This window comes from Paludibaculum fermentans (assembly GCF_015277775.1).
GTDB classification, from domain to species: Bacteria; Acidobacteriota; Terriglobia; order Bryobacterales; family Bryobacteraceae; genus Paludibaculum; species Paludibaculum fermentans.
Genome location: NZ_CP063849.1, coordinates 4986082 through 5008898 on the forward strand (window position 1 = coordinate 4986082; position 22817 = coordinate 5008898).

19 protein-coding genes are annotated in these 22817 nt (G+C 63.7%); 15 read left to right on the top strand and 4 right to left on the bottom strand.

What is annotated here, in order from left to right; translation table 11 throughout:
* The first annotated feature begins 25 nt into the window (after nt 1-25).
* Together IRI77_RS19510 and eno are read left to right on the top strand one after the other, a co-directional pair.
* On the top strand, nt 26-1015 hold the full coding sequence (locus IRI77_RS19510; protein WP_194446708.1) for a phosphotransferase family protein: 990 nt from the start codon (nt 26-28) through the stop codon (nt 1013-1015).
* Complete coding sequence (gene eno, locus IRI77_RS19515; RefSeq protein WP_194446709.1) at nt 1012-2292, top strand: phosphopyruvate hydratase; 1281 nt, start codon at nt 1012-1014, stop codon at nt 2290-2292. The genes IRI77_RS19510 and eno overlap by 4 nt, the downstream gene beginning before the upstream one ends.
* Here eno and IRI77_RS19520 read toward each other — a convergent pair.
* A complete protein-coding gene (locus tag IRI77_RS19520) occupies nt 2261-2821 on the bottom strand; it encodes an SET domain-containing protein (protein WP_194446710.1) in 561 nt (186 codons plus the stop codon). The genes eno and IRI77_RS19520 overlap by 32 nt on opposite strands.
* Nucleotides 2822-3162: 341 nt before the next feature.
* A complete protein-coding gene (gene mdh / locus IRI77_RS19525; protein WP_194446711.1) occupies nt 3163-4101 on the bottom strand; it encodes a malate dehydrogenase in 939 nt (312 codons plus the stop codon).
* Between the two features lie 129 nt (nt 4102-4230).
* Here mdh and IRI77_RS19530 point away from each other — a divergent pair, with 129 nt between their 5' ends.
* Genes IRI77_RS19530 through IRI77_RS19540 form a run of 3 tightly spaced genes read left to right on the top strand, consistent with a single transcriptional unit; the run spans nt 4231 to nt 7910 of the window.
* Nucleotides 4231-5226 carry a phosphate acyltransferase gene (locus tag IRI77_RS19530; protein ID WP_194446712.1) on the top strand — a complete coding sequence of 332 codons (996 nt, stop codon included), beginning with the start codon at nt 4231-4233 and terminating at the stop codon, nt 5224-5226.
* A 2-nt stretch (nt 5227-5228) separates the two neighbouring features.
* Complete coding sequence (locus tag IRI77_RS19535) at nt 5229-6161, top strand: histone deacetylase family protein (RefSeq protein WP_194446713.1); 933 nt, start codon at nt 5229-5231, stop codon at nt 6159-6161.
* 24 nt (nt 6162-6185) lie between these two features.
* Complete coding sequence (locus IRI77_RS19540; RefSeq protein ID WP_194446714.1) at nt 6186-7910, top strand: family 16 glycoside hydrolase; 1725 nt, start codon at nt 6186-6188, stop codon at nt 7908-7910.
* 137 nt (nt 7911-8047) lie between these two features.
* Here IRI77_RS19540 and IRI77_RS19545 read toward each other — a convergent pair whose 3' ends face one another.
* Nucleotides 8048-10486 (bottom strand): ABC transporter permease, encoded by a 2439-nt coding sequence (locus IRI77_RS19545; protein ID WP_194446715.1) that lies wholly within the window; start codon nt 10484-10486, stop codon nt 8048-8050.
* Nucleotides 10487-10722: 236 nt separating this feature from the next.
* Between IRI77_RS19545 and IRI77_RS19550 the strand changes: the two genes are divergently transcribed.
* The 9 genes from IRI77_RS19550 (at nt 10723) to IRI77_RS19590 (ending at nt 18026) form a co-directional block, all read left to right on the top strand.
* Nucleotides 10723-11382, top strand: coding sequence for a hypothetical protein (locus tag IRI77_RS19550; RefSeq protein ID WP_194446716.1), 660 nt, complete (start codon nt 10723-10725; stop codon nt 11380-11382).
* A complete protein-coding gene (gene cyoE, locus IRI77_RS19555) occupies nt 11379-12233 on the top strand; it encodes a heme o synthase (RefSeq protein ID WP_194446717.1) in 855 nt (284 codons plus the stop codon). Before IRI77_RS19550 ends, cyoE begins: the two co-directional genes overlap by 4 nt.
* A 9-nt stretch (nt 12234-12242) precedes the next feature.
* A complete protein-coding gene (locus IRI77_RS19560) occupies nt 12243-12809 on the top strand; it encodes an SCO family protein (RefSeq protein WP_194446718.1) in 567 nt (188 codons plus the stop codon).
* A gap of 1 nt (nt 12810) precedes the next feature.
* Nucleotides 12811-13224: a DUF420 domain-containing protein gene (locus IRI77_RS19565; protein ID WP_194446719.1), complete on the top strand. Its 414-nt coding sequence runs from the start codon at nt 12811-12813 to the stop codon at nt 13222-13224.
* On the top strand, nt 13224-13973 hold the full coding sequence (locus IRI77_RS19570) for a class I SAM-dependent methyltransferase (protein WP_194446720.1): 750 nt from the start codon (nt 13224-13226) through the stop codon (nt 13971-13973). The genes IRI77_RS19565 and IRI77_RS19570 overlap by 1 nt, the downstream gene beginning before the upstream one ends.
* 3 nt (nt 13974-13976) lie before the next feature.
* Nucleotides 13977-14774 carry a prolipoprotein diacylglyceryl transferase gene (lgt, locus tag IRI77_RS19575; protein ID WP_194446721.1) on the top strand — a complete coding sequence of 266 codons (798 nt, stop codon included), beginning with the start codon at nt 13977-13979 and terminating at the stop codon, nt 14772-14774.
* 511 nt (nt 14775-15285) lie between these two features.
* A complete protein-coding gene (locus IRI77_RS19580) occupies nt 15286-15765 on the top strand; it encodes a TadE/TadG family type IV pilus assembly protein (protein ID WP_194446722.1) in 480 nt (159 codons plus the stop codon).
* A 16-nt stretch (nt 15766-15781) separates the two neighbouring features.
* Nucleotides 15782-16399 (top strand): hypothetical protein, encoded by a 618-nt coding sequence (locus tag IRI77_RS19585; protein WP_194446723.1) that lies wholly within the window; start codon nt 15782-15784, stop codon nt 16397-16399.
* Nucleotides 16400-16445: 46 nt separating this feature from the next.
* Nucleotides 16446-18026 (top strand): vWA domain-containing protein, encoded by a 1581-nt coding sequence (locus IRI77_RS19590; RefSeq protein ID WP_194446724.1) that lies wholly within the window; start codon nt 16446-16448, stop codon nt 18024-18026.
* Between the two features lie 94 nt (nt 18027-18120).
* On the opposite strand, the gene IRI77_RS19595 is transcribed toward IRI77_RS19590, so the two are convergent.
* Nucleotides 18121-19152 carry a Gfo/Idh/MocA family protein gene (locus IRI77_RS19595; RefSeq protein WP_194446725.1) on the bottom strand — a complete coding sequence of 344 codons (1032 nt, stop codon included), beginning with the start codon at nt 19150-19152 and terminating at the stop codon, nt 18121-18123.
* A gap of 258 nt (nt 19153-19410) precedes the next feature.
* Here IRI77_RS19595 and IRI77_RS19600 point away from each other — a divergent pair, with 258 nt between their 5' ends.
* Nucleotides 19411-22806, top strand: coding sequence for a hypothetical protein (locus IRI77_RS19600; protein WP_228486215.1), 3396 nt, complete (start codon nt 19411-19413; stop codon nt 22804-22806).
* Nucleotides 22807-22817 lie beyond the last annotated feature (11 nt).

Genomic DNA, 22817 nt, shown 5'->3' on the forward strand with positions numbered 1-22817 from the left:
CGGGTTCCGGTACAATCGTCGAAGCTTGCTGGAACTCGATTCACCCCTGGCCAAGAGCTGGATCGCCGCCAGACTGTCGCTCGATCCCGACCACCTCCACGTGGAATCACTGGGCGGTGGTGTCTCCAATCACGTGCTGCTCGTGCGCGCACCCGGCCTCCACTGCGTCTTCAAACAATCCCTCGAGCGGCTGCGGGTCGAACAGGAATGGCTCTGCCGCCGCGACCGCATCTTCCGCGAATCTCAAATCATGCGCGATTTGGCAGGATTGCTCCCGCCCGGCAGCGTCCCCGCCATCCTGTTGGAGGATCGGGAGAACTTCCTCTTCGCCATGGAAGCCGCTCCGGAAGAAGCCCAGCCCTGGAAGACGCCGCTGCTCCAAGGCGAAGTCAACCTTGACCTCGCCGCCCGAGCCGGCAACTTACTCGGGACCTGGATCCGCGAAAGTGGACGGCATCCGCAGTGGCGCTCCGATTATGGCGACCAGACGGTCTTTCACGAGCTGCGAGTGGACCCGTATTACCGCAGCACCGCCGCCAGGCATCCCCACCTCGCCGATCATTTCGCCGCGCTAATCCAGGAATCCGCCCAGCGCAACGTTTCTCTCGTGCACGGCGACTTCAGCCCAAAGAACCTGCTGGTGACCGGTCAATCGATGATGACGATCGACTGGGAGGTGGTCCATTGGGGCGATCCCTCTTTCGACGCCGCCTTCCTCACCAACCATCTCCTCCTGAAAGCCTTCCACCGACGCGAAAGCCGGAGCGCCTACGCCGCCGCCGCGTCCGCTTTCTGGAGCGCACTGCTCGAAACCACCGGCCCGGAACACCCCTGGCTCGAATCCGCCGCCATGCGCCATCTCGGCTGTCTCCTCCTGGCCCGGGTCGACGGCAAATCCCCGGCCGAATACCTGACCACCGAGTCCGTCCGCGACCAGGTCCGCGACGCCGCCCGGCAGTTGATCCTCACCCCTCCGGCCTCCGCCGCCGGCGCCTTCGAAAGAGTGTTTTCATGAGCTTAACCATCGCCAGGCTGCGCGCCCTGCAGATCCTCGACTCCCGCGGCGTCCCCACCCTCGAGGTCGAGGCCACCTTGAGCAACGGCGTCGCCGCCACCGCCCAGGTCCCTTCCGGCGCCTCCACCGGCCGCCACGAGGCCGTTGAACTCCGCGACGGCGACCCGCAACGCTATGCAGGCAAAGGGGTAACCCGAGCCTGCCGGAACGTCGAAACGGAGTTAGCCGCGGCCGTCACCGGCATGGATGCCACCAACCAGGCCGCCCTCGACCGCCGCATGATCGAACTCGACGGCACCGCCTCCAAAGCCCGGCTGGGCGCCAACGCCATCCTAGGCATCAGCTGCGCCGTAGCCCGCGCCGTCAGCCTGACCAATCACGAGCCGCTCTGGCAAACCCTTTCACGTCAACACGGTACAAAGCCGTCGATGCCGCTGCCGATGGTCAACATCCTCTCCGGAGGCCTGCATGCCGGCCGGCAGGTGGAATTCCAGGATTTCCTGGCCGTCGCCCACGGCCTGCCCACCTACTCCGAGTCTCTTCACGCCATCGTCTCCATCCACCGGGAAACACGCAAGATCCTCGACGATCGCGGCTATCTCGTCACCGGCGTCGCCGACGAGGGCGGCTGGGGCCCGCAGCTTCCGTCCAACGAGGCAGCCCTCATCATCCTTACCCAGGCGATTGAAAATGCAGGCTTTAAACCGGGCGACGAAGTCTCCATCGCCATCGACGCCGCCTCATCACATTTCTACGAGGACGGCCGCTATGTCCTGCGCTCAGAGGGTCGCACGCTGGAAGTCGATGAGTTGATTGACCTTTATGAAAACTGGGCGGGCCAATATCCCATCCGGTCCCTGGAAGACGGCCTCGATCAGGACGACTGGGCCGGCTGGGCCCGGCTCACGCAGCGGCTGGCTGGCCGTATGCAATTGATTGGAGACGACTTCTTCACAACAAACCCCATCCGTCTCCGACAGGGCATCGCCAACCATTCGGCCAACGCCGTCCTGGTGAAGATGAACCAGATCGGCACCATCACCGAGACCTTCGAGGTACTCCAACTCGCCGCCCAGGCCGGGTGGCGCGCCGTTGTCTCCGCCCGCAGCGGCGAGACTGAGGACAACTTCCTGGCGGACCTCGCCTGTGCCTCCGGCGCAGGCCAGATCAAGGTGGGATCGATTACCCGTTCATCCAGGTTGTCGAAGTACAACCGGCTGCTTGCGCTGGAACGGGACGGCCAGCTTACCTGGACCGCTTCTTCGCCGTGGTTTTGACGCTCTTCGCCGTCTTCTTCACGGTCTTCTTCTTCGCCGTCCGCGCCGCCTTCTTGCGGACCTTCGGTTCCTTCTTCAGGTTGATCGTGCCGCGGCAGCCTGGTGCTCCGCAGGCGCAGGGCACAGCCGCGACGTCGTGGTCGAACCGGTAGTCGATGGTGAGCTCTTCGCCGGTCTGGATATCCCGGGCCGACATATAGAGGATGTGGCCTTTGTGGATCCAGGCGTAGCAGTTGGGCGTGCAACAGTGGTTGATGTACTGTGCTCCGCTGCCGCCGACGCTGCCGTCGATCGTCCAGTAACTGGTCAGCGTGAACAGGTAGTTCAGCGGACCATCGGCACGGCGGTTCGTCTCTTTCCGGTTGATCTTCTCACCCGTGTATTCGATGATCTTGCGGCCTTTCGGGATCGGCTCCTTGGCGTAGATTCCCCAACGGTGAATGGGGGACGGACGCACTTCGAGCGCGAAGCAGGCCTTCTTCTGATCGATCTGGGGAGCGGGTTCCTTCTTGGAAGGGGCTGGAGGCATGGAGAGTCTGGTCGGCTGTCTGGTTTCTCGCAAGGGCAGCGCTACGCCGGCTGCCAGGCGGCTAACGGCTCAAACTGTTCTTAGAAGTCGTCTTTCTGGTCGCGTTGTTGTTTCGCTCGGCGGCGCAGAATGATGATTACGACGCAAGCAACGGCGAGAACACCGCTGACAATGCGCAACATATGTTCATCCAAGGCGGAACCTCCGAACAACTGTCCGTATGGACAATGTATTCTATACGATCGGCTTGCCGGAGGGGAACCCTTAGCTCCGCATCTGCCGGCAGGCCCGCCCACACCTGCTCTCCGGCAGGATTGCGGACGGGCCTGTCATCCAGCAACTTACATGCCGGCTTTCTGCTTCAGGACCTCGATGAGCTCCTTCACAGCGGCCGCGCTCTTGTCGAGCTGGGCCTTCTCGGCCTCTTCCAGCTTTACTTCGTAGACCTTCTCGATACCATTCGAACCCAGCTTGCAGGGCACGCCGACATAGAGACCGTCGTAGCCATACTCGCCCTCGAGCAGCGCCGCGCAGGGCAGCACCTTCTTCTTGTCCTTCAGGATCGACTCGGCCATCTCAACCGCCGCGGCCGACGGAGCGTAGTACGCGCTGCCCGTCTTCAGGTACTTTACGATCTCGGCGCCGCCGTCGCGCGTCCGCTGCACCAGCGCGTCGATCCGCTCCTGCGGCAGCAGTTCGGTGATCGGGATGCCGCCCACCGTGGTCAGCCTGACGATCGGAACCATCGTGTCGCCATGGCCGCCCAGCACCAGCGCGGTGATGTTCTCCACCGACACACCCAGCTCCATCGCGATGAACGTGCGGTAGCGGGCCGTATCCAGGACACCGGCCATGCCGATGACACGGTTCCGGCTGAACTTCGAAACCTGCTGGGCCACCCAGCACATAGCATCCAGCGGATTCGTCACCAGAATCAGGATGGCGTTCGGCGAATACTTGACCACCTGCTCCGTGGCGCTCTTCACGATCTCGTAGTTGGCCAGCAGAAGGTCGTCGCGGCTCATGCCGGGCTTGCGCGGGAAGCCGGCCGTGATGATCACGATGTCGGAATCGGCCGTCGGCTCATAGCTGTTGGCGCCGGTGACCATGACGTCATAGCCTTCCACCGGTCCGGATTCCAGGATGTCCAGGCCTTTGCCTTGGGGGACGCCTTCGACCACATCGACGAGGACGACATCGGCGAGCTCCTTGCCCGCAATGCGCAACGCGCAATTTGCGCCAACGTTGCCAGCGCCTACGACCGTAACTTTCTTACGCATGGAAATTCCCTTCTCGAATGATTAGAAGTACGCGGCGATCCGAAGTGGAAAGCGGACGGCCTCATCTGATTGTACCGGCTTCGCACCCATGCGAGCACCACGGCCCGGCAAGGATAGAATAGATGGTTCATGCAGGTTCCGGATTCCGCACAAGAGTACTTCGGCCGGCAGACCGAGAAGCTCCGCCGCCAGCTCAAGAAGAAACGCATCGTCTTTCCTGAGGGCGAGGACCCGCGCGTCATCGAGGCCGCCTCCCGCCTCTGCCGGGAAGAGCTGGTCATTCCCATCCTCATGGGCCGGCCCAAGGGCAACATCGCGTCGTGCGTTGTGGTCGAGCAGCCGGAGAACAATCCGAAGCTGAAAGAGTACGCCGCCATCCTGCACGACCGCCGCAAGTCGCGCGGCATCACCATGGCCGAGTGCGAGAAGATTGCGCTCAACCCGCTGGTCTTCGCAGGGCTCATGGTCCATTCCGGTGACGGCGACGGCTTCGTCGGCGGAGCCGCCACCACCACCGCCGACACCTTCCGCGCCGCCCACATGACCATCGGCATGCGCCACGACATCAAAACCGCCTCCGGCGTCATGATCGTCTGCACCCATGCCAAGGAGTGCGGCGAAAACGGCGTCCTCGCCATGGCCGACCCGGCCCTCATGATCGACCCGACGCCTACCCAGCTCGCAGACATCGCCATCGCCACGGCCGAAACCACCCGCAACGTCATCGGCGTCGAACCCATCGTCGCCCTGCTCTCCTTCTCCACCAAGGGCAGCGCCAAACACCCCCTGGCCGAGAAGGTCAAGGAAGCCCGCCGCATCGTCGAAGCGCGCCGGCCCGATCTCCACATCGACGGCGAACTCCAGGCGGACGCCGCCCTCATCCTGAGCATTGGCCAGTCCAAGGCTCCTGGCTCCACCGTAGCCGGCAAGGCGAATACGCTCATTTTCCCCGACGTCGGCTCCGCCAACATCAGCGTCAAACTCGTGGAACGCCTGGGCGGCGCCATCTGTACCGGCCCCCTCTTCCAGGGCTTCCTCAAACCCGCCAACGACCTCTCGCGCGGCTGCACCGGCGAGGATATTTATCGATTGGGGATTCTCACCGCGCTGCAAGCCGGCGCCTGACCATGCTGCCGTTCCCCCTGGTTTATCACGACGGCTACGATCTCAAGTTCGGCGCACACGTCTTCCCTTCCCAGAAGTACCGCCTGATCCGCGCCTGCCTCATTGATGAGTACATCGCCGGACCGGAAGACTTCCTCACGCCCGAACAGGCCACGGTCGAGCAGCTCCAACTCGTCCACACGCCCGACTGGGTGGCCAAACTCCAAAGCGGCAAACTCACTTACCACGAGATCCTCAAGCTGGAGGTGCCTTACTCCCGCAAGATGGTCGAGGCCTTCTTCCTCGCCGCCGGAGGCACGCTGCTCGCCGCGCGCCAGGCCCTGATCCACGGCATCGGTTTCAACATCGGCGGCGGCTTCCACCACGCCTTCGCGGGACACGGGGAAGGCTTCTGCGCGATCAACGACATGGCCGTGGCGGTCCGCGTCCTGCAGCAGGAACACCTCATCAAGACAGCCCTGGTGATCGACTGCGACGTCCACCACGGCAACGGCACCGCCTCCGTCTTTGCGCACGACCCCTCGGTCTTCACCATCTCCATCCACCACTTCAACAACTACCCCACTGAGAAGCCGCCCTCCACGGTGGATATCCATCTCGGCGACGGGGTCGGCGATCAGGAGTACCTGGAGAAACTACGATCTGCCTACGACACCGCCGTCTGCGGCTTCCGGCCCGACCTGGTGGTCTACGTGGCGGGGTCGGACCCGTACTATGATGACAAGCTGGGTGGGCTCTCCCTCACCAGGGAAGGCCTCTACCTGCGCGATCGCGTGGTGTTCGACGCCGCGCTCCGCCAGCATGTGCCGGTGGCCGTCACCCTGGCCGGCGGCTACGCCCGCAAACTGGAAGATACGGTGACGCTCCATATGCGCACGGTGAAAGCCGCGCTGGCGTCTTACCAGGAATTCGGCTGGAAGTCTGACGCGGACTAAGACCGTCCGCCAAGCGAGGTGGGTATGCGGAATCTGACGAGACGCGGCTTCATCGCCGCCGGCAGCGCGCTGTCCTATGCGCGGATCCTGGGCGCCAACGATCGCCTGCGCGTGGGCCTGGTCGGCGCCGGAGGCCGCGGCACCTACGTGGCCCGCTATGCCAAGGAGTTCGGCAACGCCGACATCGCCGCGTTCGCCGACATCTATCAGCCGCGCATCGACAAGGCGAAACAGGAACTCAACGCCAACGGCGACGCCCACCGCGACTTTCGCGAACTGCTCAACCGCAAGGATATCGACGCCGTCATCATCGGCTCGCCCGACCACTGGCACGTCCCCATGACGGTCGCGGCCGTGGCCGCCGGCAAGGACGTCTATGTCGAGAAGCCGCTCACCCACTCCGTGGAAGAGGGCCGCACCGTCATCGACGCCGTCCGCAAATCCGGCCGCATCGTCCAGGTCGGCTACCAGCAGCGCAGCTATCCGCACATGGCGCAGGCCCGCGACCTGATCCAGGACGGCCGCATCGGCACCATCACCCAGGTGCTCACCTGGTGGAACCAGAACTACATGAATCGCGAGGAGCCGCGCATCGACGTCTCCAAGCTGGAGTGGCAGCAGTTCCTCGGCAACGCCTGCCCGCGCGAGTTCGATCCCTGGCGCTACAGCCAGTGGCGCTGGTTCTGGGACTACGGCAACGGCACCCTGACAGACCTCTTCTCCCACTGGATCGACACGGTCCACTGGATCATGGGTGACAGCGTACCCACGGAGGCCCGCGGCCAGGGCTCCCGCTTCCTCATCCCTTGGTACGAATGCCCCGACACCGTCAGCGTCGAACTGATCTACCCCAAGAACTTCCAGGTCTCCTACGTCAGCACCATGGTCACTGGCATGGAAGATGGCGGCATCCTCTTCCGAGGTACGGAGGGCACCCTCCGCCTCACCCGCCCCTTCATCGAGGTCTATCCGGAGAAGGGTGTCGACGACAAACGAACCCACGTCCGCCAGCCCACCCTCACCGTCGACGCGAAACGAGAGGGCACGATCGATCACGTCCTGAACTGGATGGACTGCATCAAGACGCGCAAGCAGCCCAATGCGCCAGTGGAGTCCTCGGTCGACGCGGCCAACGCCGCCCACTGGGGCAACGAGGCAATTCGCAGTGGACACGCCATCACCACTCCGCCGGCCGACGGCGCCTGGCTTCCGCTGTTCAACGGCCGCGACCTCGACGGCTGGATCCAGGACACGCCCGGCCTGTGGAGCGTCCGCGACGGCATGATCGTGGGCAAACACACGGGTCTCAAGTGGAACGACTTCCTGCGAACCAAGGACACCTACGAGGATTTCGAACTAGCGCTCGAGTTCCGTCTATTAAACGGCGAAGGCAACAGCGGAGTGCAGTTCCGGAGTGTGAACGACCTGCAGCCGCACGAGCTCTTCGGCTACCAGGCCGACATCGGCCAGCAGTATTGGGGCTGTCTCTACGACGAATCGCGCCGCCGCAAAATCCTGGCGCAAGCCCCCGCCCCGGCCATCGAGAGGCTCGACAAGAACGGCTGGCACACCTACGTGGTCAAGGCCCTGGGCAACCACATCACCATCACCCTGGACGGCATGCGAACAGTGGACTATACCGAAACCGAGCGAGGCATCCTCAATCGAGGCCTGATCGCGTTACAGGTGCACGCCGGCCCCGGCATCGAAGTCTGGTTCCGCAATATCCGAATCAAGGAACTGGTCTGAGGGGACGTTCTCGTCTGTCCTAGACGATTACGTCTCCAACCCAAACGAAGCTACCCGAGTGGACAGACCAGAACGTCCCCACCCCCGCGTGCACCCACGTTCCAGCAGCGGCCACCAGGGGTCCGAAACCCGACGTGTCACTCGTACCGCAGCGCCGTCATCGGATCCACCTTAGCCGCCCTTCGCGCCGGAATCCAGCTCGCCAGCAGTGCGACGCTCGCGAGGAATACCGGCACGGCGACGAACGTCGTCAAATCGTGCGGCTCCACACCATACAGAATCCCGGCCGCCAGCTTCGCGCTCGCCAGCGCCGCGGCCAACCCCACCACCGTCGCGATCGCCGTCATCACCAGACCCTGCTTCACGATCATGCCCTGCACGTTGCCCGCCTGCGCGCCCAGCGCCATGCGGATCCCGATCTCCCGCCGCCGCCGGCTCACTGAGTAGCTCATCACCCCATACAACCCCACCGCCGCCAGCAGCAGCCCCACCCCACCGAACACCCCAAACAGCGTCCCGGCCAGCCTGGGCAGGAACAGCGCATTGCGCAGATGCTCCTCCATGCTCTCGGCATTGAAAATCGCCATATTCGGATCCAGCGTCTGGATCTCCCGCCGCAGCGCGGGCGCCAGCGCCGCCGCATTGCCATTCGTCCGCACCATCACCGAGTACCCCATGAACGACACATCCGTCCCGGCCTCCTGCGACACCGCGCGGTACATCATCGCCCTCGGATCTTCACCCAGCGTCCGCGACTTCGAGTTCTTCACCACGCCGATGATCTCGTAAGGTCCGCCGCCGCCACCCACGATCCGTTGCCCCACCGGATTCTCACCAGCGAACAATTTCTTCACCAGCGTCTCGTTCACGATAGCCACCTTGGGCGCGGTGGGCGACTCGTTCGCGAAGTCGCGGCCCGCCACCCGGGCGATGCCCATCGTCTCGAAATATCCGGCTGAGGCCATATACACATCGACGCTGGTGTTGGATTCGCCTTCCTTCTCCGGACGCCCCTCCGGGCGCATGCCATTCGTCGTACCGCCAATCGACAACGGCACAATATCCGTCACTGCCGCCGAGGTCACCCCAGGCAGCCCCAGGGCTCGCTGTCGGATCTGCTCCAGAAACTGGCTGGTTCGTTCCGGCGAATAACCGTGCAGGCGCGGATCCACCGCCATCATGAGGATCCCCTTCGACCGGAATCCGATCTCGATATTCGACGCGCTCTGCAGGCTGCGCAGGAACAGCCCCGTCGCGCACAGCAGCGTCAGCGACATCGCCACCTGCCCCACCACCAGCACATTCCGCATCGTCCACCGCCGGCCCGGCCGGGCGAGCACGTCTTCTCCCTTCAACGCGCTCGCCAGAATCGGCCGCGACGCAGCCAGCGCCGGAGCCAGGCCGAACAGCAAACCCGTCCCCACGCTCAGCAGGAACGTATACAACAGAACCTGGGCATCCACCCCCACCCGCAAATCCACCGGCAACGGAATCGGCAGTTTAAAAGACGACAGCGCCTGCGTCGACCACAACGACAGCGCCACCCCGAACAGCCCGCCGCCCAGCGCCAGCATCGTACTTTCCGCCAGCATCTGCCGGATCAACTGTCCGCGCGTCGCGCCCAGCGCCAGCCGCACCGCCATCTCCTTCTGCCGCGCCGACGCCTGGGCCAGCAGCAGGTTCGCCACGTTCGCGCACGCAATGCACAGCACCAGCAGCACCACCACGCTCAGCGCCCCCAGGAACAGCGTCACGCCCTTCTTGAGATTCGGCATCATCGTGCCGGCCTGCTCGACATGGAACCCCAGCCCCTCATCGTTCTTCGGATACAACTGGGCAATGCGAGCGCCCAAGCCTGTCAACTCGGCCTGCGCGGACTCGCGGCTCACCCCAGCTTTGACCCGCGCCATCACCATCAGCCAGGAAGAATGCCGGCTGTTCCGCTCCGGCAGCTTCGGCATCAACTGATCCACCGTCCCCAGCGGAACCCACAGTTCCGTATTCAACCCCAGGTCCAACCCTCGAAAACCGGCCGGTGTGATGCCCACCACCGTGAACGGCTTGCCCGACAGGTTCACCCCCGCGCCGAGAATGGAGGGATCCCCTCCGAACCGCCGTTGCCACAATCCGTAGCTCAACACCACGACCTGGGCCTTCTCTTCGCCTTTCAGGAACCCTCGCCCCATCGGCATCCGCAGCCGCGCCAGCTCGAAATAGTTCGCCGACGCAGCCTGTCCCCACACCCGGGTCGGCTCGCCCTTCCCGCCAATCGACGCCGGCATCAGCGGGAAATACGCCGCCACGCCCTCAAACGACTTCGTCTGGTCGCGCACGTCCTCAAACAGCGGATGCGAGAACTCACTGCAGCAATCGCCCTTGTGCTGCGTATACAGACTCAGCAGCGTCGCTGGATCCCCCACCGGAGCCGGCTTCAGCACAAACGCGCTCACCATCGAGAAGATGGTCGAGTTCGCCGCGATGCCCAGTCCAATCGACAGCACCGCCGCCGCCGCGAATCCCGGTGACTTCCGCAATCTCCGAAACGCATAAGTGATGTCCTGCCGCCAGGTAGCCATAATGGGTGAGTCCTCCTTTCCCTCAACGAAGCAAACACCCCGTTTGTTATCGCGCTTGTCGTAAATTCCCTCGACACCCCCACGCAATCCCGGATAAAATCCGCTGACGGCTCAATCCATTCGCGTCGTTCCCGTCAATTGCTGCATCTGACAAGTGCGAAAAAATTCTTGCCGGGGTAGAATGGTCCCCAAGGGATCCTGTCTCCAGGACCCCACTGGGTTTCCACAGTAAACATATGTCCGGTTCGTGGTTGCACCGAATTCTCGTCCTGCTGTCGGCGTGCGCGCTGGCTGCCATTGTCTATGGCGTACCGCCGGTAGGCTCCCTGGCTGCGCCTGAAGTCGAAGCGGTCACCGCGTGGCTGGCTCATATGTTGTTCGCCGGCTTGGCTTTAGCCGCCTGGCGAACCTCACCCGCGGCCTCCTCGACAGCCGTTGTACCCGATTCCGGCTGGCCCTCGCTGCGCTCCATGGCAGTCGCCGCTCCGGCGGTCGTCGTTCTGCAAGTGGCCCTCGGTGCCGCCTATCGGCACAAAGTCATGGGCGCCGTCCCGCACGTGGTCTGGGCCTTCATCGCCGCCATCGTTGTCATGATGGTCGCCGTTTCGGTAATGACTCACGCACAGGCCTTGGCGGGCATGAAACGCACCTGCGTCTGGCTGCTGAGCCTCATCGGGATCCAGGTCGTGCTGGGAGTCGCCGCGCTGGTCGCCCGCATGATGGGCGCCGAAGCAGGTTTGGCGATCCGCGCCGCCCTAATGACCCACGCCGGCACCGGCGCGCTGGTCCTCGCCTTGACTGTAGTTCTGTCGGCGCAAATCCTGCGCCATGTGGAGCAAGCTCCGGAGACGGGCTCATCGCGCCACGAGTTGGCTTCCCCGGGGCATCATTCATGAGAAGTTATCTCGATCTCACCAAGCCCAGAATCACCTGGCTCATCCTGATGAGTACAGGCATCGGCTATTTCTTCGGCCATCAGGGTTCGGTGGATTTCCTCCTGCTGTTCAACTGCCTGCTGGGCACGGCGCTCATCGCCTCCGGCACGGCCACCCTGAACCAGTGGTACGAACACGACGCCGACGCCAAGATGAATCGCACCAGCCAGCGGCCTATTCCCGCCGGCAAGGTCACCCCCCGCAACGCGCTGCTGTTCGGCATCGCCCTGCTGGTCGCCGGAGAACTCCAGCTCGGCTGGGGCGTCAACCCCCTCACCGCCTGGCTCGGCCTCTTCACCGTCGCCAGCTACCTCTGCCTCTACACCCCGATGAAGCAGCGCACCTGGTGGTCCACCACCGTCGGCGCCTTCCCCGGAGCCATGCCTCCGCTGCTGGGCTTCGCCGCCGCGCGCGGCGTCCTCACCATCGACGCCTGGATCCTCTTCGCCATCATCTTCCTCTGGCAGTTCCCCCACTTCTACGCCATCGCCTGGATGTATCGTGACGATTACGCCAAGGCCGGCATCCAGATGCTGCCCGTGGTCGAGCCCGACGGCGCTTCCACCTCCCGCCAGATCCTCGGCTTTGCCCTAGCCCTGATCCCCATCAGCCTGCTGCCTAGTTTCTTCAACATGACCGGCAATCTGTACCTCGCCGCAGCCCTGGTCCTGGGTGGATTCTTCCTGAATTCGGCCGCCCGCCTCAGCCGCGACCGCACGTCCCTCAACGCCCGCGGCGTCCTCAAGGCGAGCGTAATGTACCTGCCGCTCCTCTACCTGGCCCTGATTATCGACAGCTACAAGCTATTCTAATAGTTGGCAATGAAGATCCTTTCCTCCGCCGCACTGGGTGCGGCCTGTCTCTGTCTGGCCGCTTGCCTGAATTCCGGCCTCCCCACCCTAGGGGAAGTGCCCCACTTCACCCTGACCAACCAGGACGGGCAGAAGTATGAAAGCACCGCCGCCCTCGCCAACAAAGTCTGGGTGGCCGACTTCATCTTTACCACCTGCCACGGCCCCTGCCCGCGCATGAGCGCCCAGATGCACAAACTGCAGGAGGACACGAAGGACCTCTCTGACGTCGAACTCGTCTCCTTCACCGTCGACCCCAAAACCGACACCCCCGAAGTCCTCACCGCCTACGCCAAGCAGTTCAAAGCCGACCCCGAGCGTTGGACCTTCCTCACCGGCCCGGCGGAGGCCCTCAATAAACTCAGCTTCGACACCTTCCGCCTCGGCAATGTCGGCGACGGCAAGCTGGAGCATTCCACCCGTTTCGTCCTGATCGACCGCAAGGGCCGCATCCGCGGCTACTACGACACCACCGACGCCACCGCCCTGCCCCAACTGGTGGAAGACATCGGCAAGGTCCGGAAAGAGGTCTTGTGACATGGAAGTGCGTGATCTACCCACGCTGAACGCCTGCCTGAACAGCCTGTCCGCCATACTCCTGGTCATCGGCTACGTTCTCATCCGCCGCCGCAATTTCGACGCCCATAAGAAGGTGATGCTGGCCGCCTTCACCACCTCCACCCTATTCCTGACCAGCTATCTCATCTACCACTACCAGGTGGGCTCCGTTCGCTTTCAGCACCCCGGCGCCATCCGGATCGTCTACCTCACCATCCTGTTGACCCATACGATCCTCGCTGTGGCAGTTGCCCCCTTGGCGATTACAACCCTCTACCGCGCCTGGACCGGCCAACTCGCCCGCCACCGCAAACTGGCCCGCATCACCCTGCCCATCTGGCTCTATGTCAGCGTCACGGGCGTGGTCGTTTACCTGATGCTGTACCATCTTTGATGGGAATCTCTGACACCGTGGAATGGAACGCCGCCCTCTATGATCAGCGCCACTCGTTTGTCTGGAAGAGTGCTGAAGACCTGATCGCCCTGCTCGCCCCCGCCGCCGGAGAGCACATCCTCGACGTCGGCTGCGGCACCGGCCAACTCACCGCCAAACTCGGCGCTACGGGCGCCATCGTCACCGGGCTCGACAGCTCCGAAACCATGCTCGAACAGGCCCGCGCCGCCTACCCCGCCGGCTCCTGGATCCACGCCAGCCTGCCCGACTACGTCGCACACGAGCAGTTCGACGCCATCTTCTCCAACGCCGCCCTCCACTGGATCCGTCCGCCCCAGCAGGCCGCTGACCGCATGTTCGCCGCCCTCAAACCCGGCGGCCGGCTTGTCGCCGAGTTCGGCGGCGCCGGAAACGTCGCCTCACTCCTCAATGCGGCCAGGGAGATCTTCGGCGAGCGCGGCGAAACCGTCGATTTGCCCTGGTACTTCCCCGGCATCGGCGAATACGCCACAGTCCTCGAAAACGCGGGCTTCGAAGTAGTGTATGCCCTCCTGTTCGACCGCCTGACCCCGCTGGACGGCGGCGACGCCGGTCTCGCCAACTGGATGGAAATGTTCGCCCCGCAGTGGCGCGCCTCTGTCCTGAATCGCTACGAAGAAATGGCCCGTCCAACTTTGTATGATGCGGAGTCCGGCCAGTGGCGCATGGACTACCGCCGCCTACGCATCGCGGCGCGCAAACGCGCCTGAACCATGTTTCCCAAACTCATCTCCATTGGATCGTTCTTCCTGCCCACCTACGGGCTGCTGGTCGCGCTCGGCTTCCTGGCCGGCATCTGGCTCACCACCAGGCTCGCCCGCCGCGCCGGAATCGATCCCGAGAAGGTGAACAATCTCGCCATCTACTGCGCTCTCACCGGCTTAGCCGGAGCGAAGCTCCTCATGTTCGTGATGGACTTCGACTACTACGCCAAGAATCCAGGCCGCATCTTCTCCTTCGACACCCTGCTCTCGGCCGGTGTCTACTACGGCGGCTTCCTGGGCGCCTTCGTCTTCGCCTGGGCTTACATCAAGCGCCAGAAGTTGCCCTGGTTGAAGACCGCCGACGTCTTCGCCCCCGGAGTCGCGCTCGGCCATGCCATCGGCCGCCTTGGCTGCTTCGCCGCCGGCTGCTGCTGGGGCTCTCTCTGCGACCGTCCCTGGGCCGTCACCTTTGAAAACCCCGCCGCCCACGACCTCACCGGCGTCCCGCTGGGCATCCCCCTCCACCCGGCCCAACTCTATGAGGCAGCAGTGGTTGCCCTGCTGGCCGCATTCCTCTACCGGCAAAGCGGCAAGCTCCATCGCGACGGCCAGATCCTCGGACTCTATCTCCTTCTTTATGCCGTCGCCCGCGTGACCGTGGAGTTCTTTCGCTTCCACGAGCAGGCCCTCCCCTGGGGTGGCCCCTTCACCTGGACCCAGTGGATTGCCCTTGGCCTCGGAGCCGGAGGCGCCGCCCTGCTGCTGCGGCCCAACCGCTCCACCCCTGTGGCTGTGCCCGCCCGCTAGTACCCATCCCATTGAAATACCAGCGGCTTTCGGGCCGGAGCCTTACCTGAAACCGCCCCACGCCGCCCCGCCTTCTTTTTGGTAATCGTTCCTGCCTCGAAAACTGTAGGGCGTCCGCCCAATCAAGTCCTTTCGCACTTCCGCCGATAGACTCAGTGACGGCATAGACAGGGAACTGGTCCGGAAGCCCCGGCCAGTCCTCAGCCTCGAGGCACTGGAGTGAAATTGGGGATTAAATCAAGGACGCCGGTTCCAAACGCGGAGACGTGGCCGCTGCCTGTGCACCGGCCCCATCCAGCCGTTCCGGGCCGGGCCGTCAGTAGTTTATGCCCCTTGTTCTCCAGTAGAACCCTGATACGTACGTCGCAACTCAGCGTTTCCCTACCCGGAAAGTACCGGCCGTCTAGTACCGGCCCACCCATGGTAAGGTATCCACCCAATCGTTATTTGACCGGCACCACTCGATACTTATTTCAGGTCGAACTTTCTCATGGCTACTGAGGCGAACCATATGTCTTCGCGACCATCCAGGCGTCGCCAGCGCGGTAACGCGATGGTTGAGGCTACGCTCGTCATTCTGCCGTTCTTCGCCATCGTCCTGAGCATTATCGACTTCGGCCGGGCATTCTATGCCCGCACCGCGATTCAGTACGCTGTCCAGGCCGGCACCCGTTACGCAGTCACCTTTCAGACGATGACCGGCATGTGCCAGGACGCCTCCATTAAGGAAGTCGTCCGCCGCAGTTCGGTCGGGTTTCTCACCGCCACCGACATCTCAACCAAGACTTTTATTCGCTACTACAAGCCGGACACGCTGGCCGCAACTGCCTCCAACATGCCGGGCAACATCGTGGAAGTCTCGGTCGAGGGTTACCAGTTTAGATGGATCGCGCCATTGTGGCGCACGGCAACACCCATGACCATCCTCGCCCGATCGAGCGATCGCATGGAAGGACTGCCCGGCGGCTCGTCAGGACCGCCCTGCCGTTGAGAAAGCTGAGATGCGCATGAGACTCGCACGCCAATCCAAGAAGAAAACCCAGGGAGGTCACTCCCTGGTCGACTTTGCTCTGGTCAGCATGTTCCTGATCCCCATCATGATGGCGACCATCTCAGTCGGCTTCAACACCAGCCGGGCTATCCAGGTCACCACGGTCACCCGCGACGCCGCCAACATGTACGCCCGTTGGGTCGACTTCAGTCTCGCCTCCAACCAAAACCTTCTCGTCCGCCTGGCCGCCGGCCTGGATATGACAGCCACCTCGGGCAACGGGGTCATCATCCTTTCCAAGGTCACCTACATCGCCTCCTCAGACTGCACGGGCGCCGGACTAACGACTGGCCAGTGCACGAACATGAACCAGTACGTAATCATCAACCGGATTGTCGTCGGCAACGCCAGCTTCAAAACCAGTGCGTTCGGCACACCGGGCAGCCTCGCAGCCAACGGCGACGTGCAAGGCTATCTGACCGATGCCTCGGCACGCGCCACCAACTTCGGAAATGTTCTCACTCTGACATCCGGTCAGTTTGCGTTCATGGCCGAAGGCTTCTTCAAAGGATTGAGCTGGAGCGTTCCCGGCTCGAACGTCGGCAATCTGATCTCGCGCCGGTACATTTTCTGACAGGTTCAGCCTGGCGCATTGTTGTTTGTCTCCCCAGAGGTGAGTGATGCCATCCACGAATTCAGCCATTGTCCAAGGTAAACGCTCCCGGCGTTGGACAGCACGGCAAAAGGGTATTTTCCTTCCGCTCACGGCCGTCCTCATCGCCGTGCTGATCCCCATCGTGGGCTTGGCTGTCGATGCGGGCGTGCTGTTCGTGCTGAAAACCATGATCTCGGCCTCGGCGGACGCCGCGGCCATCGCCGCCGCGCGCAACCTCAGCGTCGGCCTGACCATCGCGGACCAGACAGCCGCGGCGCAGGCTCGCGCCGTCGACTTCTTCAACGCAAACCTGAAGGCTGGCAGCTTCGGCACGAAGAATCAGGCCATCACGGTTAACGTCGCGGAGTCCGCCTACCGCACCCGCACGGTCACCGTCACGGCTTCGGTGGATGCGCCGCAGTACTTCATGCGCTATCTGGGCTTCACCACCACTCACGTGGTCGCCACCGGTAAGGCCTCGCGCCGCGACGTCAACCTGCTGCTCGTGCTCGACCGCTCCGGCTCCATGGCGGACACCGGCACCAACGGCAAGCCTTGCACCACCATGCGCAATGCCGCCACCACCTTTGTAAACATGTTCGCCGAGCAGCGCGATCGCCTCGGCCTCGTCACCTTCGGCGGCGCCTGGTACCTGAACTTCGCGCCCTCCATGACCTTCAAGACCGGCTCCCCGTCCATGCTCACCAGGATTGCGGCCATCACATGCAGCGGCGGCACCGGCACCGGTTCAGCCCTGGACGCGGCCTACGATCAACTCGTCGCCATTAACGAGCCGGGCACCTTGAATATGATCGTCCTCTTCACCGACGGTTACGCCAACCTCTTCCATGCCAGCTTCCCTGTGAAGACAAGGTCCGACACACGCTACGGTTATTCCGGCGGCCCCACCGGATGCACAAGTGAGTCGTCTACGTGCACCATGCTCCCCAGCACCTGCACCGACGCCAACGGCGACAAGTACGACCGCAATTCGGGCCAGAGTTCCGCCAATTACAGCGCGCCCAACTGGAATCCCAACTGGACCCCAACCAATCTGGTGGGAGGCTTGACCCAGGCCGCCGGTGACACCTACAGCCTGTCCACTGGCGCGACTTACGGACTGATCAAGGAGGCTGCGTCTTCGGCCACGGATGTCAGTGACCCGCTCATCGCAGGCTCCGGGTGCGCCTTCACCAGCAGCGCAACCAATGTCCGGCGAGACGTTGCCTATATCCCCGACACCGAAATCCACGGCTACAGCACAACCGGGTACAAGGCGATCGCCACCTTCACCTCCGGCACCTACAATGGCCAAAAGCGTCCTGATGTGCCAATGGCCGTCACCGGTGCCGGCATGAACGTCGCCGACAACATCGCCACCACCGCGCGCAGCAACTCCACTCTGAAGCCGGCACTCTACACCATCGGCTTGGGCAGCAACGGCGGTGTCGACCACGAACTGCTACGCCGCATCGCCAACGATCCGGCCAGCCCCATCTACACCGACACCCAGAACACGGGCATGTACGCCTACGCGCCGACACCCACTGACCTGAACTACGCGTTCGTCCGCATCGCCAGTGAAATCCTCCGCATCGCCCAGTAAGCCCTCCGGCTACCGGGCCCTCGCGGCTTCCAGTCAAACACAGAAAAGGGGCGCTCCCGGGCGCCCCTTTTCTTTTCCAGCCATGCTCGTCCGGCTACTTGAGCTTCACTGCCCGGCCCGTCCTGATCGACTCCTTCGCCGCCTCGATCAGCTCCACCACCTGCGCGTTCAGGTCGATGCCGGTCATCCCGGACGGAGCCGTCTTCGACTCAATCGCATGCACCATGGCCGCAATCGGCTCGGCCGCCTCCGGAGCCAGCGGTTTGATCGGAACCTCTTCCACCGCCCCCCGGCCCTTCCGCAGCTCCACCTTCTGGCTCGTCATATACACGCTGCCCTGCCGCCCGAACAGTTCCAGATCCTGGAAGCTGCGCGGCAGGTCCCAGCTGCCTTCCAGCACCGCTACGCCCTGTGCGTAGTGCAGCACGATCGTCGCGTTGTCTTCCACCTTGGGGAACTCCTCCGGCCGCAGATGATTCACCTGCGCGAACACCGTCTCGGGCCGCCCCAGGTACATCAGGCTCCACAACGCGTTGTAGCACCCGAAATCCACCAGCGCGCCCGCGCCGTTCTTCACCGGATCCGTCAGCCAGTTGAAAAAATACTTGTTCAAACCCGTCGGACCGCCTGGACCGCCGTGCCCCACCACGCCGCGAATCCGCCAGACTTTGCCCAATTGGCCCGAATCGGCGATCTCCTTGGCCACATAGTTCGACGGCCACCACGCCATCTGGTAGTTCGTCAGGATGTAGATGCCGTGCTTCGCCGCCAGATCCTTGATCGCCAGCGCGTCCTTATACGTCGACGCCAGCGGCTTCTCGAACATCACGTGGATCTTGCGCGGCGCGCAATACTCCACAATCTCCCGGTGCCGGTTGTTCTCGACAAACGACCACACGATCTCCGGCTTCTTCTCATCGATCATCTTCTTCCAGTCGGAGAAGATCAGGTCATCGGGCACCTTGCGGCGTTTCGCCTCCGCCACCAGCTCCGGCTCGCTCTCGGCGACCCCCACCAGCCGGGCCGACTGCCCCTGCACCATCTTGTTCAAATGGCCCCAAACGTGGGAATGGACCAGGCCAACCACTGCAATTGTATGTTCCGCCGCCACCAGCGGAAGGCTCATAAGACCCATGAGCAAAACTGCGAAAAGACGCATTCTGAGTACCGACCTCCGCATTCAGAATACGCCGCGGTCCCAGGTACCCCGCAACCCGCGTCCTTTCAAGGGTCTTGCATCCATTCGCGAACTAGTGCATCCATTTCAGATAACCGTTTGTGGCCGGCGCCGGAAATCTGTTCATCCGCCGCCTGCGTACACACGGACAGCAAGCTGTGATACATTCGATCACCACAGCGTGAGACTGGTTGGGATCGGGAGGGGATGATGAAGCTCAAGCAGAGCGCTCGTTTCGCCCTATTGGGGACGGTCTGTTCCTTCACCTTGGCTTGGTCGGCGGACGACCTGGCCGATCGCGTGCGCCAAATGGAGCTGCGCGGACAAGGCCGCACCGCCAGGCAGACTCTCGAAGATGCGGCGAAATCCGCGCCTCGCGACGCAGCCGCACTCGCGGCCTACGCCGGGTTCCTGGACCTGCGGCGCGATCCCGGCACCCGCGCCGCCTATGAGAAACTCCTTACCGTGTCCGGCCCCGCCACGCCCGCCGGAAAGCATGCGCTCCGCCGCCTGGTCGAACTCAACCTCATCGCCGGCGACCGTGCCGCCGCCAGCCGCCATCTCGCCGCCTGGCACCAGGCTGGTGGCAGCGGGCTGACACTCGCTGAGCAGGCGCCCACCATCGCCGCCCTGCCCACCGGCATCGTCGAAATTCCCGGCCCCATCCGCAGCTTCTCGCGCATGGCCGCCCTCTCGCCTGACCTGCCGGCCCGCGACATCCTGCTCGCCCTCGCCCGCAACGTCGTCACCAACGGCTACCAGGCCGTCAGCGGCAGCGATTCCCTCGAGCCCACGGAATACCTCAAGCTCGTCATCCGCTACCTCGGCCAGGCCCGCGAACTCGACAAACTCGCCGGCGAATCCAAGGCCATCCATATCGAAAACTGCGACTCCGCCCAGACCGGCGAGCTACTCCGGATCCTCGGCTTCCGCATGCGCGGCGGCTGCGGCAGCGACGTTGTCCTCGAGACCGTCAATGCCACACGCGCCTTCCTCGCCATGGATTCCGGCTTCCCCCTGGCCGATCTCGAACAGGCCCTGCGCACCAACCGGCCCTTCCACTACGACTTCAAGCCCACCCGAGTCACCGTCCTGTACGCGCCCGAATACTGGCTCTCGAACAAAGAGCGCCAGAGCGGCGAATTCATCGATGCGTTCCTGAACGACCCGTCCCTCTGCCGCCTCTATCTCGGCATGGCGAAGCTCGACCCCGAAACCGCCGAGGAACTCCGCAAGTCGCTGCCCGTCACTCGCATCCGCGCCTTCGCCCACGTCTTCGACTTCTTCGGCGGCATGTTCCGCATCCGCAACGGCAAGGTCAGCGTACCCGGGGGAGACCGCTCCGCCAGCGGTTGGGCCGAACTCGCCGGCGCCAACCCCAATGAAGGCGTCAAGTTCATCGAGAAACTGGTCACCAAGGATGACGGCTGGCTCGCCAGCTACTTCGATGCCCTCCTCCGCATCCACGGCCCCACGCTGGACTATCTCTCCGAACCGGCTCACCTGAAGCGCTTCTACACCGCCCTCCGCGGCCGTGTCACCAGCCCGGGTCCGGCCCGCCCTGTCTTCCGCGCCAATACCGACCTCATGCTGCTCTCTACCCGCTTGCGTGTCGAGAACGGCAAGCCGCAGGTCCCCGGCGGCATCGAAATCTGGCGCAAGCTCTTCGTCGAACACCCCAACGGCAAGTACGACGGCAAGCTCACCAAGTCAGCCGCCGGCTGGAAGGAACCCGAGGAACTGCTCGAGGCTCTCTTCGGCCTCTCCCGCAAGGCCGTCGAGAACGAGCCGCTGAAGATCTTCATGTCGCTCAGCGACCTGGATCGCAACCGGCGACAGCCCCTCGAACCGGCGACCGTCAGCCAGTTGGCCATCAAGTGGCGCGCCTACGGAGCCCAGTATTCGCTGTTCTCCGAATCGCCCAACATCAGCGATCGCACCATCAAGCTCTACCTCGATACCGCCGAAGCCATCTCGGACATCCGCGATATGGGCGTCCGTTCGGATGTGGCCGGCAGCATGCAGGCGCTGGCCGGGTTCTGGCAGATCCTTGTCCGCCAGAAACTGATTCCCGCTGACCAGACCGACACGGTCCTCGCCTCCCTCATCGAGCCCTTCGCCAAAATCAAGAATGAGCGCGACCTCTTCGACGGCGCCCGCGGCGGCATCCAGACCATCCTCAAAGCCACCGGCGCCGCCCCCGGAGTCAATCCGCAGGACCGCCTCCTCGACCTCCTCGCCGGCGCCGTCAACCCCGCCGACGACGAAACCCACCAGCTCATGCTCACCGACATGATGAAGGGCTTCGAGGCCCAGAAGCTCGTCTCGGTGAAGACCCTCTTCGATCTGGCCGACCATCTCGACGCCCTCGCCAAGGGAGAGAAAGGCAACGCCGCCCTCCTCAACCGTCTCGCGGCCCGCGTCTCCGACCTCAACCTGCCCAAGGGCACGCTCTCGTCCCAGGAACGCAACTCCTTCTCCTTCGGCTTCTGGACCGAGAAGCACATCGACGCCCAGCGCAAGCTCAACTTCCGCTCCATCATCGAAAAGGCCGCCGGCAATCCCGAGAAGCTCAAGGACGCCCGCGGCATGCTCACCCCGCTGCTGCGCGACTCGATGGTCGGGCTGCTGTACCTCCACTACGCACCACCCGGGGCGCAGATCCTCTACACCAACCCTCTGTTCGCCCGCAGCCACGACTTCATCGGAGTCCAGGGCAATAACCAGACCTGGCGCACCACCGAAGTCCTCGGCACCGGCTGGCCCTCCAGCGCCGGCGGCCGCCTCGTCGGCTCGCTCGCCAACCTGCCTTACGCCCTCGCCGAGGCTGAACAGAACTTCCTCATCCCCACCCGCGAACAGGCCCTCATCTGGGGCGACCTCGTGCCGCAGATGCTCGTCTCCAGCAAGCTCCCCCGCTTCTGGAATGTCGATCCGGCCCAGCTCCACTACGTCGACCTCCACATGCGGCTGGGCGAAACCGTCGTCGCCGACTCCGCACTTTCGCCCGAGGTGCGCGTCAAAGCCCTCGACATCCTCGACCGCCTCGCCCCGCCCGCCCGCGTCCGGCATGTCGACGACCTGCTCGCCGCCGGCGACGTCATCGCCGCCCTCGAACAGATCACCCCGGCCGAGCTCTATCAAATCGGCACCCTGGCCGTCAGCCAGCGCATGGACTCCGGCGCCTTCGTCGCCGACGAGATCCGCCACCTCACCGCCGCCTGCCCCGACCGCTGCAACCAGGCCGCCATCTCCGAGGCTTTCGGGACACCCAAGCCCACGCTCACCAACTCCCAACACCCCGAGCTGTTGAATCTGCGGACCTTCCCCACCCTCATGGGGTACTCCAGCCGCATCCTCGCCGAAAGCTGGGAGTCCAACAATCTCTTCTTCGCCGCCCTGGCCGACGAGCTCTACCTGCCGCCTTCCCGTTTGAACGTCCTGCTCCCCGAATGGACCCAACGCACCGTGGAACAGATCTTCGCTACCCACCTCGAAGACTGGCCCGCCCTGCTTCGCTCCATGCGCACGGTAGCCGATAGCGTCCGCGTTCAGACCCGCAAGCTCCAGGCGCTGGAAACCAAGGCCGCACTCGAAGACTAGGATCAACGGAG

Coding starts and splice junctions, on each gene's coding strand:
- mdh (WP_194446711.1), bottom strand. CDS start 4,101: ATGCGTAAGAAAGTTACGGTCGTAGGCGCTGGCAACGTTGGCGCAAAT.
- IRI77_RS19600 (WP_228486215.1), top strand. CDS start 19,411: ATGATGAAGCTCAAGCAGAGCGCTCGTTTCGCCCTATTGGGGACGGTC.
- IRI77_RS19545 (WP_194446715.1), bottom strand. CDS start 10,486: ATGGCTACCTGGCGGCAGGACATCACTTATGCGTTTCGGAGATTGCGG.
- IRI77_RS19540 (WP_194446714.1), top strand. CDS start 6,186: ATGCGGAATCTGACGAGACGCGGCTTCATCGCCGCCGGCAGCGCGCTG.
- IRI77_RS19520 (WP_194446710.1), bottom strand. CDS start 2,821: ATGCCTCCAGCCCCTTCCAAGAAGGAACCCGCTCCCCAGATCGATCAG.
- IRI77_RS19595 (WP_194446725.1), bottom strand. CDS start 19,152: ATGAGCCTTCCGCTGGTGGCGGCGGAACATACAATTGCAGTGGTTGGC.
- IRI77_RS19530 (WP_194446712.1), top strand. CDS start 4,231: ATGCAGGTTCCGGATTCCGCACAAGAGTACTTCGGCCGGCAGACCGAG.
- IRI77_RS19560 (WP_194446718.1), top strand. CDS start 12,243: ATGAAGATCCTTTCCTCCGCCGCACTGGGTGCGGCCTGTCTCTGTCTG.
- IRI77_RS19535 (WP_194446713.1), top strand. CDS start 5,229: ATGCTGCCGTTCCCCCTGGTTTATCACGACGGCTACGATCTCAAGTTC.
- eno (WP_194446709.1), top strand. CDS start 1,012: ATGAGCTTAACCATCGCCAGGCTGCGCGCCCTGCAGATCCTCGACTCC.
- IRI77_RS19570 (WP_194446720.1), top strand. CDS start 13,224: ATGGGAATCTCTGACACCGTGGAATGGAACGCCGCCCTCTATGATCAG.
- IRI77_RS19590 (WP_194446724.1), top strand. CDS start 16,446: ATGCCATCCACGAATTCAGCCATTGTCCAAGGTAAACGCTCCCGGCGT.
- IRI77_RS19580 (WP_194446722.1), top strand. CDS start 15,286: ATGTCTTCGCGACCATCCAGGCGTCGCCAGCGCGGTAACGCGATGGTT.
- cyoE (WP_194446717.1), top strand. CDS start 11,379: ATGAGAAGTTATCTCGATCTCACCAAGCCCAGAATCACCTGGCTCATC.
- IRI77_RS19585 (WP_194446723.1), top strand. CDS start 15,782: ATGAGACTCGCACGCCAATCCAAGAAGAAAACCCAGGGAGGTCACTCC.
- IRI77_RS19550 (WP_194446716.1), top strand. CDS start 10,723: ATGTCCGGTTCGTGGTTGCACCGAATTCTCGTCCTGCTGTCGGCGTGC.
- lgt (WP_194446721.1), top strand. CDS start 13,977: ATGTTTCCCAAACTCATCTCCATTGGATCGTTCTTCCTGCCCACCTAC.
- IRI77_RS19565 (WP_194446719.1), top strand. CDS start 12,811: ATGGAAGTGCGTGATCTACCCACGCTGAACGCCTGCCTGAACAGCCTG.